The 14,785-nt window shown below is 46.7% G+C and carries 13 protein-coding genes and 1 pseudogene; all 14 read right to left on the reverse strand.

What is annotated here, in order from left to right; all coding sequences use genetic code 11:
* Window positions 1–5: 5 nt before the first annotated feature.
* A complete protein-coding gene (locus NV381_RS00610) occupies window positions 6–782 on the reverse strand; it encodes a glycosyltransferase family 2 protein (protein WP_258211311.1) in 777 nt (258 codons plus the stop codon).
* Between the two features lie 145 nt (window positions 783–927).
* A complete protein-coding gene (locus NV381_RS00615; RefSeq protein ID WP_258211312.1) occupies window positions 928–2,658 on the reverse strand; it encodes a proline--tRNA ligase in 1,731 nt (576 codons plus the stop codon).
* A gap of 430 nt (window positions 2,659–3,088) precedes the next feature.
* Complete coding sequence (locus NV381_RS00620) at window positions 3,089–4,972, reverse strand: glycosyltransferase family 4 protein (RefSeq protein WP_258211313.1); 1,884 nt, start codon at window positions 4,970–4,972, stop codon at window positions 3,089–3,091.
* A 603-nt stretch (window positions 4,973–5,575) separates the two neighbouring features.
* Complete coding sequence (locus NV381_RS00625) at window positions 5,576–7,021, reverse strand: HAMP domain-containing sensor histidine kinase (protein WP_258211314.1); 1,446 nt, start codon at window positions 7,019–7,021, stop codon at window positions 5,576–5,578.
* A complete protein-coding gene (locus NV381_RS00630; RefSeq protein ID WP_258211315.1) occupies window positions 7,014–7,697 on the reverse strand; it encodes a response regulator transcription factor in 684 nt (227 codons plus the stop codon). Before NV381_RS00630 ends, NV381_RS00625 begins: the two co-directional genes overlap by 8 nt.
* A gap of 68 nt (window positions 7,698–7,765) precedes the next feature.
* Window positions 7,766–8,017, reverse strand: a pseudogene (locus NV381_RS00635) (DedA family protein); the annotation flags it as partial.
* 84 nt (window positions 8,018–8,101) lie between these two features.
* Window positions 8,102–8,704, reverse strand: a complete 603-nt coding sequence (locus tag NV381_RS00640; RefSeq protein ID WP_258211316.1) for a class I SAM-dependent methyltransferase — start codon at window positions 8,702–8,704, stop codon at window positions 8,102–8,104.
* A 204-nt stretch (window positions 8,705–8,908) separates the two neighbouring features.
* Window positions 8,909–9,199 carry a hypothetical protein gene (locus tag NV381_RS00645; RefSeq protein WP_258211317.1) on the reverse strand — a complete coding sequence of 97 codons (291 nt, stop codon included), beginning with the start codon at window positions 9,197–9,199 and terminating at the stop codon, window positions 8,909–8,911.
* Between the two features lie 153 nt (window positions 9,200–9,352).
* Complete coding sequence (locus NV381_RS00650; RefSeq protein ID WP_258211318.1) at window positions 9,353–10,483, reverse strand: CgeB family protein; 1,131 nt, start codon at window positions 10,481–10,483, stop codon at window positions 9,353–9,355.
* Between the two features lie 44 nt (window positions 10,484–10,527).
* Window positions 10,528–11,634 carry a CgeB family protein gene (locus NV381_RS00655; protein ID WP_258211319.1) on the reverse strand — a complete coding sequence of 369 codons (1,107 nt, stop codon included), beginning with the start codon at window positions 11,632–11,634 and terminating at the stop codon, window positions 10,528–10,530.
* A gap of 32 nt (window positions 11,635–11,666) precedes the next feature.
* Entirely contained in the window at window positions 11,667–12,128 is a 462-nt protein-coding gene (locus NV381_RS00660; protein WP_258211320.1) for a dTDP-4-dehydrorhamnose 3,5-epimerase family protein, read from the reverse strand.
* Window positions 12,121–13,035: a dTDP-4-dehydrorhamnose reductase gene (gene rfbD, locus NV381_RS00665; RefSeq protein WP_258211321.1), complete on the reverse strand. Its 915-nt coding sequence runs from the start codon at window positions 13,033–13,035 to the stop codon at window positions 12,121–12,123. Before rfbD ends, NV381_RS00660 begins: the two co-directional genes overlap by 8 nt.
* Entirely contained in the window at window positions 13,032–14,063 is a 1,032-nt protein-coding gene (gene rfbB, locus NV381_RS00670) for a dTDP-glucose 4,6-dehydratase (protein WP_258211322.1), read from the reverse strand. Before rfbB ends, rfbD begins: the two co-directional genes overlap by 4 nt.
* Window positions 14,060–14,782 carry a sugar phosphate nucleotidyltransferase gene (locus NV381_RS00675; protein WP_258211323.1) on the reverse strand — a complete coding sequence of 241 codons (723 nt, stop codon included), beginning with the start codon at window positions 14,780–14,782 and terminating at the stop codon, window positions 14,060–14,062. Before NV381_RS00675 ends, rfbB begins: the two co-directional genes overlap by 4 nt.
* Window positions 14,783–14,785: the final 3 nt, after the last annotated feature.

A 14,785-nucleotide genomic window follows, 5' to 3' on the forward strand; every position in this document is an offset into this window, starting at 1 on the left:
TTTGATCACCTCACCATACTGCGATTTCTTAACAGATCTGAGTACCAACCGCGCTCATTCGTTGCCTGAGTATACCAGCATATCGCTTCCAAATGGTCACCCACAATTAACCTGCCCAGCGGGTCCCCGCCTTTTCTCCCTGTACGCCGTATCGGATTTTTCAGACCTACCTGAACCAGATGCACGGCCTCTACTCTTAAACGCTGTTGGATCGCTATGGTCTGCGCCTTCGGCGGAACAGCCAAATTTTCGGCTCCAATAGCTGCCAGCGCCCTGCGGCTCATCGCGTGCGGAATGGTCGTCATAGAAGCCCCTCTCAAATCAGCGCGTCTTAATGCAACATTCAGCGCATGCTTCGCCAGCACCACCGGATGTACATTATGCTTGTTCACCGGACCGTTATATCGATTTAATGCGATATCGGCTCCACGCTCCACTGCTCTGAGAAAAGGAAGCAGCTGTGCAGCAGACAAAACCATATCACCATCGAGAAACAATAAGATGTCCCCACTTGCATAACGAGCCCCAACGCTTCGACCCACATCATGGCCCAACGGCTGATCAAAGAAGATGACGCGTGCACCGGACGCACGAGCTATAGCCGCTGAACCATCCGTCGAACCATTGACAACCAGGATGATCTCAATGTTCGGCTGCAGCTTTTTTACTTCGCGGATTACTGCTCTTAGCGTTCTGCTTTCATTCATGATCGGTATGATGACGGACACTTTGGATCGGATTGCCCGCATGCCCGCAGAATGATTCTTGCGTGTTGGACGCATCCGTAGACTCAACTCCCATCGCTTGCATTGGGGTAAGAAGCATTCCCATATTATTTTATGTGCATCTGTCACAAGGGCAAGGGCTATAGCATAAGGGAGGAGAAAAAGGCTCCAGCTTGGATAATAAAAAGACGTTTACACCCTCTCACTGCTTAAGTGGACTAACAAGCTTTATTGCTTCTTCAACGGATATCAGGCGCGGTTCCGCATCATTACGCTCCTTGTATTCAACAAATTCGTTCCCAGCCTCTTTGCCAATAACAATTCGCACGGGACATCCAATGAAATCGGAATCTTTTAGTTTCACCCCGATTCTTTCGTTACGGTCATCAAGTAGAACCTCAATCCGTTGTTGAAGCAGCTGCTCATATATCGCCTCGGCTAGCTTCATCTGCTCTTCGCTTTTACTGGAAACAGGAATAATGTGAACCTGATAAGGTGCGATAGATTGCGGCCACAACAGCCCTGCTTCACTATGATGCTGCTCAACGACAGCGGACAACAATCTGGAAATGCCAATCCCATAACATCCCATAATCATCGTTTGATTGCGTCCGTTGGAATCCAGAAACTTCGCTCCCAGCTTCTCACTGTACTTGGTGCCGAGTTTAAATATATGCCCGACCTCAATTCCCCGGTTGAACACGAGAGAGCCTTCACAGCACGAACATGGCTCGCCTTCTGTCACATTGCGGAAATCACCAGTCCGCTCAAGAGAAAAATCAATACCCGGTTGAACATGCCGAAGGTGATAATCTTGCTCATTCGCCCCGGCTACAGCCCCTGATAGAACGCTGACCTGCTGATCCACTAAAATAGGGATGCCCGCCGGAAGCCCGATGGGCCCTACGAATCCCGCAGGAGTCCCTGTTATCCTCAATGTGGTCTCAGCGTCAGCAAGCTGCAGCTCACCGCAGCCCAAATGATTTTTCACTTTGATCTCATTAACCTCATGATCACCCCGTACCAGTACGACAACCGGACTTCCTTCTGCAGTCATAAATAGAAGTGTTTTAATAAATTGCGAAGCCGGTTCTACTAGAGCCTTCACCAGCTGTTCGATCGTTTTGATGTCGGGTGTATGAAATTTTTCCAATTTGGATGTAGAAGGGGATGCTGATCGGTCGACCGAATTAATCTCTTGACCTTCAACTGCTCTACCTTCTGCTTTCTCAAGATTAGCGGCATAGCTGCAAAGTGAGCAGCTAACTATTGTGTCCTCTCCAATCTCGGCAAGCGCCATAAATTCATGAGTACCGCCGTCGCCTCCGATTGTTCCCGCATCCGCAACAACCGCCTTGTAATGTAATCCGCATTCCGTGAAAATCCGGCTATAAGCCTCGTGCATCCTCCAATAAGTACGGTCCAAACCTTCCCAATCCATATCAAATGAATAAGCATCCTTCATTAAAAATTCTCTGCCCCTCAGAAGCCCAAATCGCGGACGCCGTTCGTCGCGGAATTTAGTTTGAATCTGGTATAAAGTAAGCGGCAGCTTCCTGTACGAATTAATTTCATTTGCAATCAATGTAGTGACTACCTCTTCATGGGTCGGTCCAAGTGCAAACTCCCTGTCATGGCGGTCTTTGAACCGAATTAACTCCGGCCCATATTCTGAATACCTGCCGGATTGCTGCCAGAGCTCAGCAGGCTGCATAGCAGGCATAAGCAGTTCCTGCCCCCCGGCTCGATCCATCTCATGGCGAACTATTCGTTCCAGCTTCTTGAGCACACGCAAGCCTAATGGCAAATAGGTATAAATCCCCGCAGCTACCTGCCGAATGTAACCCCCTCTTATCATCAGCTGATGGCTCATTGCCTCCGCTTCTGCAGGAGCCTCTCTTAAAGTAGGGAGCAATAATGTTTGTTGACGCATAATTCATAGACCTCCTAAAAGTTTTGTAGAAAAGCTTGCCGCTGCAAGCATGTAAAAAACGCAAAAAAGCCCATTCGTAAGGGACGAATGCGCTCGTGGTACCACCCAAATTCAACTGACCGTCACAGCAAAAAACGGCAGTTCTTCATTTCGATAACGGAATATACCGGAAGTGGATACTCAAATGTTCACCACTGCAGCTGCAAGGGGGGAGTTATCATCACGTTTCGGGAAACCTCTCAGCCTGCGGGTCTCCTCTCTGGGGCGATGTGAATGTACCTGTATCCTTGGTCATAGCTAATGTTATTCAAATGTTTTTAATCACTTTACACTAAAAGCTGCCCAGGTTCAAGTGCAGCCATTAATTTTATCGATTACCTCACCCGACTTACGGTTGCCTTTTTATGCTGCTGAAAATTCATTCCTTAACTCAAGCCACTTTACGCCGCTTCCCTGTTCCTCTGCTTCGCCTAGAAACCCGCTTGCCCCTTATGCCGCCAGTCCGTTTACCCTTGCGATGCATCTTCCTGACCTTGCCCTTACGGCTGGTTGGCCGCTTTCTGCACACCGTTGATCTGCGCCGCTTACATTTGGGCACACATCGGCATTTCCTCCGCCTTCGTGCGGCAACGCATCTACTGCCCAGCCTCCCCCGCAGCAGCTTCCTTTTCTTCTTAATTGGCCGCTTTGGATGTATGTCTTTGTGCAGCTGTCGAAGCGGTTCACCGATATCAAGCATCCTCAGCTCAGCATCAGGAACCCTAACGATTCTATCTGGGTCGAGGCCACGCTGTCTCATAGCAGCCATAGAGGAAAAGGGGCATCGTTGTTCACCAACAAGCAAATACACAGTTGGCCCCCTTCCTTTGACCATCATGATGGAGGGGCGATGCTCGTGAAAAGGCAGCTCCGTTGAGATTGACTTGCCTGTAGGGAAGCGATGCAGTACCGCATCTGAAACCAAATTGACATCCGACCAGCGATATTTGTAAAAGCTGAATGCCCTTTTGGAAGCAAACGGCCTTTTCATCCCATTTTCAAGTAAAAATACAGTAGATGTAGCTTTACCTTTATAAACGGCATTCATTAGCAATGGCGGCAGCATGCGGCTCTTGTTGTCTTCTGCGGCAGCCGAAATTTTCTCTTTCATCTGAGTAAGCAAGCGCTGCAAACGAGAGCGATGAGTTTCAAGGCCAAATACAGCTTCCGCTGCTGGCAGGTGGTTGTTAAACGCCTTTATCCTGTGATTGTCGTCTTGCAGCCACTCTTTAACTTTTGCAATTAATTGAGCTGTATCTCCTTTTTCTACAAGCCAAGCCGCATTGCCGGTCGAGCGTAATATTTCCTCAAGCCCTCCGGAGCGGTAGGCGATCACACCTTTGCCAAATACAAGCCCTTCAAGCGCCGTCATCCCAAATCCCTCATCAACAAGACTAGGAATGACAACGAGGTCCATCGCCGCGTAAACCCGCTCAATTCGCGATTGGAAATGGGCGCGGTGAAACCGGTAAGCATGACCCGACTGGTCAATTAAACGTTGACAGTGCGTCGAGTAATAAGAGTCAGTAGAATTCCCCACGATTAAGAAATGAGCGTCCGCTACAGTATCACATATGGATAACGCCATCTGAACGAAATGATCTATCCCTTTCTCCGGACGCAAGCTCGATGAAATATAACCGATGACCCGGCTGCCTTCTTCAATATGCATATCACTGCGCATGCTCTCCCGATAGATTGGCCATGCTTCCGGCTCGAGATGCTCCATATGCCAGGTCGGCGGGACCAGACGGAGCTTCTTATCGAGACCTGCCTTCCGAAAAGGACGAAGCGATGCGTCAGACATGCCGATAATCCAATCCGAATAGCGGTTAATCAGTTCAAGCGAAAGAAGGGTGTGGGTGTGTTGGGCTATTTTTTCTGCGATGCACCATACAACCGGTATCCCTAAGGTTTTGGCTGCAATGGCGGGCATAGGATTGACACAGCTATTGACGAGAACAATATCCGGCTGATGGGCATGAAGCAGATTTATAACTCCGCCATGCTCGTGGTTTTTAATTTTCCGCTCCATCTGGGTCGATAAATCAGCCTCGGGATCATGCATAGACCACACTAACGGTATGTCGTGTATTAGGGTTCGAATGCCTCTTTGTGCCGCTTCTGTCAGCAGAATCCCACGCTGTGGCACGACAAGCGTGCAATCAAAATGCTCACTTGCCTCAATGGCCAGCGTCAATACATATTTCTCAGCTCCTGTAAGGAAGCTGCTGCCGCAAACATGAGAAAACAGCATCAGTGTAGGTTTGCTCATCACTTTACCGCCTGCCTCTATAAGTAGATTGGCGGATTCACCTCCTAGTAGTAACAATATATGTAGGTAGACAACTATACCGACACGACATTTACCCCCTGATCATTCGTACAATTTAGTTAAGAAAAACGCCTTGCGGCGTCCTTGGTGTACAATCTACGTTTGTGCGTTGGGAGGGAATCGGGTATGGGATTCCGGCCGCTGTTGAAGTCGTGTTCCTTTGAATTTATGTTTTATAGCGGTAGGAACCCGAACTTCAAAGGCGGACGCTATCGCTCCTCCATCCCACACCCGTTCCCTCTTACGGTTCTACTTACTGCCTTCTGCTACCTCTTTCTTTGCTGCTCCTAACCTATCGGTCAGGCGGTATTCATAGCCATGTACCCCTTGGTAGTACTCCGGGTACATCTTTCCATCACAGGCTTCGCACCTAAACTGCGGCGGCACCTCAGGATCCCCGTCGTCCATCCTATATCGAAGTCACGAACCACATTAAGCGGTATTTCTCCCACTTCCATACAAGTCAAACATACATACTTGACCCCTTGCTTGATCGGCTATCTCTGCTGTATGTGCTTCAATTTATCTTTCTCCATTATTCTTTCAATTGCTGTCCGTACGATCATCGCCCTTACTGGAATCATAAGGAATCCTGATAAAAAATTGATAGTAATGGTCCGTCCGTTGCAGCCATATTTCTCCTCCGTGCAATTGGACAATGCTCTGTGCGATAGATAATCCCAACCCGGAGCCGGACGGCATCATATGTCCATTCCTGGACTCGTCGCCCTTATAGAAACGCTCGAATAAACGTTCTTCCTGTTCTTTCGTAATACCCGTACCTTCATTGGCCACACTTAGTACAACCCCCGATACGTCCTTGTGAAGATCAACGCGGATAACGCCAGGTTTTACACTGAATTTGAGTGCGTTCATCAGCAGATTATCAACGGCCCTGACGAATGTCCTCGCATCCACATGCAGCATGATTTTTTGTTCGGGAAGATCACTTTCAATATGAATGTCATAGGATTCGGCAAGTGGACTAAATTCGATAATCATTTGTTTTAACATACTTACCATATCGACCGGCTGCTTTTCCAGAAACACTTGCTTGCTTGTCAGGCGGGTATATTCAAATAAATCATCAATTAACTTCTTTAACTGATTGGATTTGTTAAGAGCGCTTTGCACATAAGGACTGGTAGAATCGTCCTTGCGAATGTTCGCTTGGAGCAGCATTAGATAACCGATAATACTAGTCAATGGAGTTCTTAGATCATGAGAAATATTAGTTATAAGCTCAATCTTGGTTTTCTCCGCCAGCCTTTCCTTCTCCATCTTCTCTTCAAGCTGCCCTGCCATTTCATTGATGTTTCTGGTTAACGTCCCTAACTCATCCCCGCTATTCACAGGCAGACGAACGGAAAGCTTGCCTTGGGCTATTTTCTCTACACCGTTGTTCAGCAGCTGAAATTGCTTCATTTTTCTTGCGGTGAATAAGTAAAAGGTAAGCGTAAACAATCCGAAAAAAAGAATCAAATTCAAAATTTTAGAATCCTCATAAGTGTATCCCGTCTCCGCTTCCAACGGCCCTGAAACGACTAGAAACAGCTTCTGACCGTTGTATTTCACAGGCATGATAGACGTATACAGGCTTCCCGGTTCAGGGTTTGCGCTGATTTCCTTTTGCTCATAAAATATTTGAAATAAATCGATTCTGCTTTTCTGTATCCCATCCGAATGAAATACAACCGTACCGTCCAGTTCCGTCAAATACAGGCTTAACCGGTCCTGCTCGCTATGCTTATTTAACAGAGCCGTCACTTGGCTCGGATCATGAGTAATTTTCAACTCTGTTTCTATGAGAGCCCGCTTTCCGTTTATCAAATTTTTGCCAGATTCATAATGGGTATAAGACACTTTTCTAAAGTCCCGCGTCACAAAATCTATACCTGATTGAAGTAGGCCTGTCATAATAATGCAGGATAAAAAGGTAACTAATATTTTAATGCGAAGGGAATGCTGCCATATTTTGAATTTATTCAATCTTGTAACCTACTCCCCAAACCGTTTTTATATATTTAGGCTCGCGGGGATTATCCTTTAGCTTTTCACGAAGATTGCGCACATGTACCATCACCGTATTATCGGATTGCATGATGGGGTCCTTCCAAATGGATTCATATATTTTCTCGACGCTAAAAACTTGCCCCCGGTAGGTTGCAAGCAGCTCTAAAATCCCAAACTCTATAGGTGTTAAGCTAATCTCTTTACCACAATGCGTAACTTGATGGCGGGATATGTGTATGACTAAATCGTCAATGACAATTTCTTTTTCTTTATCAGGAACGGCTGTCATTTTGCTTCTGCGAAATTGTGATTTTACGCGGGCAACCAGCTCCAATGGATTAAACGGCTTGGACAAGTAGTCGTCAGCCCCGGTCGTTAATCCTAATATTTTATCCATATCCTCACTTTTTGCAGAAAGCATAATAATCGGAATGTCCAGACCTTCTCTAATTTTAAGACAGGTCTGAATACCATCAAGTCCGGGCATCATTACGTCAAGAATAACCAGATCTATAGGCTCCTTTTGCAAAATCTCAAGCCCTCGGACTCCATCCTCCGCCTCAAGTACTTGAAGCCCGTCATTTTTCAGAAAAATATGAATGATATCCCTGATTTCCGGCTCATCATCAATGACTAGCACAACCTTGCTCAATCCGTATACACCTTCTTTTTTGGCATATTTTTAATCAACACTCAACAACCAGAACTTATATTCGGATGCAACCTCTCCAGAACAGGAGGCCCCATGATCCTACCCAAAACATAACCTAAGGATAAGCCGGACACAACACCTAAATACGTAACAATAAACGCTGGAACTGGGTGGAGGAGCTGAAAAGACCCGACCATACCGCCTGCCATTACAACAACCTCATCGGGTATAGGCATCCCAACGATCCCTAGCCACAGAGCAAAAAACAGAGCAAAATAGCCGAAATGCTGAATATACTCTATCAGATGGTTAATAGACATTGGAGACCCCTCCCAAAATTTTCATTAAAAAGCTAGACCCGTATGCTTCTGATGAATTGGGCTTGGGCAAAGCTTCGCTTGGCATTAGCTGTGCTTCACAAATGTAGTTTTTAACCTGCACACATATACAAAAGCAGAAGGCACATTCCATGGAACCAGATAGATCCTCATGTGAGCAAACTCCTCTTGAAGCATCTTTTTCATTTGCAGAGAATATTGAAACGTTACGAAAACCCCATCTTCGTGCAAGGTTTCTTTGATTTGGCTAATAATTTGGCTTCGATCCGATTGTGTGAAGTTGGCAAATGGCAGGCCAGAAATAATACAGTCTACCTTGTCTATCCCTAAATCCGATAGATTCTTCTTAAGCTCCACAGCATTTTTGCAAAAATTAAATTCACTATATTGACTTTGAAGCTGGCCGCGCATTTCATCATCCTTTTCAAATATGACAACCTTACAATCCGGTCGCTTGCTTGCATGAATTGCTTCGGTAAAAACTCCGGTACCCGCACCCAACTCCACTAAGCTATTAATTTCACCCCACCTGACAGGCTCCAGCATTTTTTGGGTAAGACTTGTAGAGCTGGGAATGATGCTTCCTATATCACGTGGATTCTGAAAAAATTTCTTTAAAAAAAGCCATCTGTCCAAGCCGATTGATTTCTCTATCATATTAAGCAGCATCCCTTAGTCACTCCCTCATATCTTCCTTCGATAGTCACTATGTTATCCTAAATATCTAAGGATTTAAGGGGGAAAGTTCTTAAGAATTTCTAAAGATGTGCTGAAATTAAAATAAGGGGTAAGCTTCGCTCACCCCAACACATTTAAAAAAGACCCATGTTAGCTGATAGCTAAGCGGATCTTAATAGCGTTCGACTCTTTCTCCTATGGGCCTTCCTGAAGTCCCTTTGCAAATCCTGCACTGAAGCCTTCGTTGTACGCTTGATCAAACGCCTTATTATAGGCCATCGTGAAGCCTTGCCCTTTTACGCCTCTGCTTCGCGGCAGACCGCCAGCACGTCTTCTTCTCCGCCGCTGCAATAACAAACCTTTTCTTGCAGCCTTGCCTACGCGTTTGCGCCGGGAAAGCGGACGAAGCCGCGATCCCGGTATCTTTTTACGCCTACCTGCCTTTGCCACCGGCCGCATCTTCCGGATCCTTTTAAGTCGGGCCATCCCCGAGCCTCCTCACTGCTTTCCAAGGGAAAGCTGCTTGTATAAATAAACAGAGTCAGCCTTGATTGCTTCAAGGGCCAACCCTTGTTTATCCGCTAGCATCCCTATAGAATATGCGGCAAGCAGGGCAGGTGCACAGGGCATATACCCATTTTATCCAAACACAATCCTTAGCATTTGAGCGACACGATGTGCATACGTATGCTCCTCCATCGTTCTCTTCAGTGCATTAAGAGCAATCTCCCGACGCTCATCTTCATGGCGCAAATAGTGCTCAATCTTATGCTTAAGCTCTTCGGCAGAGCTATAAGTAACAATATCGACACCTGGCGTGTAGAAACGTGCTAAGTCGCTGCGTACATCAGTCAGCTGCAAAGTACCGCAGGCCGCTATTTCAAACGTACGAGGATTGGGCGATACGGCGCCGACCAAGCGGCTATTGTAGTTAAAGGTTGCATCATCCGTTGCACGATGAAGATTTATTACAATTTTCGTACCATTATAGTAGCAGGCGGTTTCCTCCGCCCCCATCCACTTGTTCAAATCTATATGGGGAGTCAGCATATTGTAATGGCTTAGTCTATCCCACCAGATACCCGAAATGTAAGTGTTTTTCGTTGCCAAATAAGGGGCTATTTGATCGAATATCGAAACCCGGTTCCAATAGGCTGAACCAATGAAGCTCACATCTTTGCGATAATGTATCGGGATTAACTTGGGACGAAACAACGATAAGTTCGCTCCGAAGGGTAAGTAATGCACCTGAGAGCAGCCATTCTTCTGGTATAGAGACACACACTCCAATTCAAGCGTATATACGTAATCGTAATGGGAAGCAAGATTGACTGTCATATCCGTATAATAAGGATCATCTGTAAACCAAATGGCGGTTCGGATGCCTTCGGCACGAATGAGATCAATCTGTTCAACCGGCAGGTTCAAGCCTTCCAGAACAAGCACATAGTCAGGACGCAGCTGCTTGGCTGCACTTACGAAATCCTGAGTCGGCGTTAAGATAACAAGCTCCCGAACCAAGCCTTGGAAGGCTTCTATGATGGATTGATCGAGGGGCGAGTAAGGGAAACCTTTACCGGAAGTAATATACAGAACCCGCACATTCCACCATCCCAAAGGAGATGGTGCTGAATCTCGCATTATTGCCTCGCACCGTCCGTGGTGGTATCCGTAGCCGCTGCCCAATTTGTATCCATCCGTCCAACCTTTGCTCCATTTACGGGGCTGTTGTCTAACACGTGCGCGGCTGCGCGCAGTTTTCTTAATCATGCTGCTCCTCCTATTCTAGTTCATTGATAACAACATCATCCGGCTTAGTAACCCAAGAGCTGCAGCAAATGTTCTACCCGTCTCACATAAGTATGCTGCTGCAAGGTTCGCTTCAATCCGTTGTAAGCAATAGCTCTCCGTTCTTGATCATGGCTTAAATAATATTCGATTTGGCCCATCAGCTCCTCGGGTGATCTATAAACCGCAATTTCTCGACCCGGTGTGTAGAGTCTTGCTAAATCATCCCTAATATCCGTAAGCTGCATCGAACCACAACCAGCCATTTCATAAGTCCGGGGATTGATAGATTGACCCGGAACCGAGCGACTGTTTCTATTGTCTATTTCTTGTACATGACCCCGATGTAAATTGATCACAATTTTGGCCCCGCTGTAATATTTAGCAGTTTCCTCGACGGGTGTCCAGCCTTCTCGAATAGAATGGCGCAGCAGCTTGTAGTTTTTCATACGATTCCATAGTCCACCTGCTATAACTACCTTTTTACCGGATAAATATGGAGCAATACGATCAAACACAGCGACGCGGTTCCAGAACGCCATACCAATAAAACACACATCCGATCTGTAGTTCAGACCTACCTGCTGAGGCCTGAACACATCCGTGTCCGCCGCCAAAGGTAAATAGGCGACATTGGCGCAGCCATTCTCCTTATACAGCTGCACACAGCTTTGCTCATGAGTCAAAACCACATCATAATGCTGCGCTATACGGATCGTGTCATCCGTAAAGTACGGATCATCCGCAAACCAAATGGCTGTACGAATACCCATTGCACGAATGGTGTCAATTTGCTGAAGATGATTTTCCGGAAATACATGAAGACCATTTAACACCAGCACAAGATCGGGACGCATCTGTGCTGCTGCTGTCAGCATCTCGGGTGGCGTACCAACAACCAGTTCGCTTACCAAAGACCCAAGTGCTTTGATCACACCCTGGTCTATCGCCGGAAATCCTTGTGGAATATAGAGCACCCTTAATTGTCTTAAAGTTATGGGTGCAGGCGGAACTATCGCGCGAACCGCTTCACAGCGTCCGAGATGGTAACCGTGCTCCAGGCCCTGACTCCTACCGTCTATTAAACCGGCGGCTCTGCCAGTCGCCGCCCCTCGATTTTTGACAGGCCGCAATTGAATCCCCCCTTATCGTTCACCGTGATTTATCATCGGAACTTCGTTGACCAATCAAAGCCGATCTCTGGATCATCGTAAGCTAACCGATATTCATCAGGCTGACTGGCATCGTAAGCCATATTGGTAAAGTAGACGATCGTCACCGGCTTTAAGCCCAGCACCCGATATCCATGAGCCACTCCCCGAGGAATAAACAGTAAATACGAATTGTCTTCCCCCATATAATGAGCTTCTGTTTTTCGGAAGGTAGGGGAATCCTTGCGCATATCATGGAGTACAACCTGCGCGTGTCCGCTTGGAAAAAACCAAATATCATCCTGCAGTTGGTGATAATGAAAGGCTTTGATTACACCTGGAAAGGACATGGATAGCGATGCTTGCCCAAAGCTCCCATATATGGCATCATCCTTACGCAAAACCTCCATAAAATACCCTCTGTCATCAGAATGCTTAACAAGAGGTTTTTTTACTACTCCATGAATACTACCCATTACCGAGCTCCTCCTTATCGGTTTCATTCATTATTTCATCTGTTTGAATTCTTTCGGAATCGATGTTCAGATCCTCCAAAATAAAGCTTTGTAAGGCATCCCTCCACATTCTGAGTCTCGGGAACCCATTATAACGAATTGCCTTGTCATCGAAATCTGATCTCACCGGTCTGGCAGCAGGCAGCGGAAAGCTGTCTGCAGTTACTGGATTAAGCCGTACTGCACTGTGCCCAGCAATTCGAAGAATTTCCTCAGCAAACTCATATCGGGAGCACATGCCTCGATTGGAGGCATGATAAATGCCATATCTCTCGCTCTCTATCACTTGCTCGATGAACCGAGCGAGATCATACGTATATGTCGGCGAACCGAATTGATCAGCCACCATGGACAGCTCGCTGTGCTGCTGAGCGTTGGCAAGCACCTTCGTAACGAAATTGCTGCCGTATTTGCCATACAGCCAAGAGGTCCTAACGATAAAGTACTTGTCGCATATTAACTGAACAAATTTTTCCCCATGAAGCTTGGAATGTCCATAAACACTAATCGGATTCGTACGATCCAGCTCATTGTAAGCAGCCCCCTTAGTGCCGTCAAACACATAATCAGTGCTTACATAAACAAGCTTGGCACCCATTTCATTGGCCATTAATGCAATGTTTCGCGAGCCGAAGGAGTTGACCATGTAGGCCTCCTCCATCCGGCTTTCGGCCAAATCCACTTGAGTATAAGCAGCCGCATGAACTATTACGTCAGGGCGGCACTTAAGAACGGCCTCTCTCACAGATTGTTCGTTAGTAATGTCAAGCTCTTTCCGGGTTTTGGCTATCAGCTTATGCTTTTTGCTCAGCACCCTGATGAGATCACGTCCCAATTGACCTCCAGCACCTGTGATGAGGATATTCATAAGACATCTCCTTCATCGGCTGCTGCATTCAGCACTTTATTGGAAGCAGCTTGCGGCAGAAGCTTGCGCCACCAAGCTTCATGCTCAAGGTACCAGGCAACAGTAAGCTTTAGGCCTTGCTCAAGCTTATAGCGCGGCCTCCAACCGAGCTCATGCTGCAGCTTGCCAGCGTCTATCGCATACCGAAGATCATGTCCTAACCGATCGGCCACGAACTCAATGAGTGATTCCGGCTTCCCAATCTCCGCAAGAATAGTTCTGACAATTTCCAGATTGGTCCGTTCGTTGCCTCCGCCAATATTGTAAACATGCCCAGGTGTACCCGATTGAATGACACACTCAATCGCTGAACAATGATCCTCAACATAGAGCCAATCACGTATATTTAATCCGTCTCCATAGACAGGAATCCGCTGATTCTGAAGCGCACGCGTAATAATAGTAGGAATTAGCTTTTCGGGAAATTGATAAGGGCCGTAATTGTTGGAGCAGCGGGTAATAACAACAGGCAGAGAATACGTCTCATAGTAGGCTCTCGCGAGCAAATCGGATCCTGCCTTACTAGCCGAATAAGGACTGTTTGGAGCAAGCGGCGTAGACTCAGTGAATAGTCCCTCCTTGCCCAACGTCCCATATACTTCATCGGTAGATACATGAACGAACTTCGAAACGCCTTGTCTTCGTGCTTCCTCAAGCAGGCTTTGTGTTCCAAGCACATTGGTGCGAACAAACAGCTGAGGATCTGCGATGCTTCGATCAACATGAGATTCAGCTGCAAAATGAACCACAATATCAATGGCTTCTTCTTGAAATACACGCTGTACACACTGCACATCAGCAATATCCCCTTGAACAAGACGGTAGTTGGGCAAGTGCTCCAAGCTCGCCGTATTATCCGGATTCCCTGCATAGGTTAGAGCATCCAGATTCACAATACGATCCTTCGAATGATGAGCCAGCCAATAATGAACAAAATTACTTCCAATAAATCCCATACCACCTGTGACGAGCAGCGTTCTCCCAGTCATAGCTTCTCACTCTCCAGCAGCTTGGCGCCGGCTTCCGCCAATGCCTGATGCGTTCCCGCATCCATCCACCAGCCTGTAAACATACTGTAGGTCAACAACCCTTGCTCGGCATAAACATTATTCACATCCGTAATTTCCAATTCGCCTCGTTCCGATGGTTGGAGCGTCCGGATCATATCAAATACTCGGTTATCATATAAATAGATACCTGTCACTGCATAATCAGATGGAGGTACCTTAGGCTTTTCTATTATTCGTTCTATTCGGTTGCCCTTCAGCACTGGAACCCCATAACGATGAGGATCCATCACATGCTTCAAGAAGACATGCGCACCACTGTTCATCTCGCTAAATTCAACAACTGCTTCTTGTAGAGAGTCCTCGAACAAATTATCTCCAAGAATAACGAGCAGCTTCTCATCCGGACGAACAAACTCCTCCGCCAAAGCTAAGGCTTGAGCAATACCTCCCGCTTCCTCCTGAATTTTGTAGCTAACCTCGACTCCCCACTCCCGACCGCTTCCCACGTATTCGGTATATAAACCTGCAGAATGCTTTCCTGTAACGAGCAGCAGCTCTTTGATACCGGCCTCAGCCATTTTTTCAATCGCATAATGAATCATCGGGTACTTCCCTACTGGCAGTAAATGTTTATTGATAATATTAGTTAGAGGACGCAATCTTGTTCCTGTTCCGCCAGCCAATATAACGCCTTTCATTGT

It is taken from the genome of Paenibacillus radicis (ex Xue et al. 2023), from assembly GCF_024722015.1.
Lineage (GTDB): Bacteria > Bacillota > Bacilli > Paenibacillales > NBRC-103111 > Paenibacillus_S.

Bases quoted from the DNA above. Each gene is read 5' to 3' on its own strand.
- NV381_RS00610 (WP_258211311.1), bottom strand. From the start codon at position 782: ATGCGTCCAACACGCAAGAATCATTCTGCGGGCATGCGGGCAATCCGA.
- NV381_RS00615 (WP_258211312.1), bottom strand. From the start codon at position 2,658: ATGCGTCAACAAACATTATTGCTCCCTACTTTAAGAGAGGCTCCTGCA.
- NV381_RS00620 (WP_258211313.1), bottom strand. From the start codon at position 4,972: ATGAGCAAACCTACACTGATGCTGTTTTCTCATGTTTGCGGCAGCAGC.
- NV381_RS00640 (WP_258211316.1), bottom strand. From the start codon at position 8,704: ATGCTGCTTAATATGATAGAGAAATCAATCGGCTTGGACAGATGGCTT.
- NV381_RS00645 (WP_258211317.1), bottom strand. From the start codon at position 9,199: ATGGCCCGACTTAAAAGGATCCGGAAGATGCGGCCGGTGGCAAAGGCA.
- NV381_RS00650 (WP_258211318.1), bottom strand. From the start codon at position 10,483: ATGATTAAGAAAACTGCGCGCAGCCGCGCACGTGTTAGACAACAGCCC.
- NV381_RS00660 (WP_258211320.1), bottom strand. From the start codon at position 12,128: ATGGGTAGTATTCATGGAGTAGTAAAAAAACCTCTTGTTAAGCATTCT.
- rfbD (WP_258211321.1), bottom strand. From the start codon at position 13,035: ATGAATATCCTCATCACAGGTGCTGGAGGTCAATTGGGACGTGATCTC.
- rfbB (WP_258211322.1), bottom strand. From the start codon at position 14,063: ATGACTGGGAGAACGCTGCTCGTCACAGGTGGTATGGGATTTATTGGA.
- NV381_RS00675 (WP_258211323.1), bottom strand. From the start codon at position 14,782: ATGAAAGGCGTTATATTGGCTGGCGGAACAGGAACAAGATTGCGTCCT.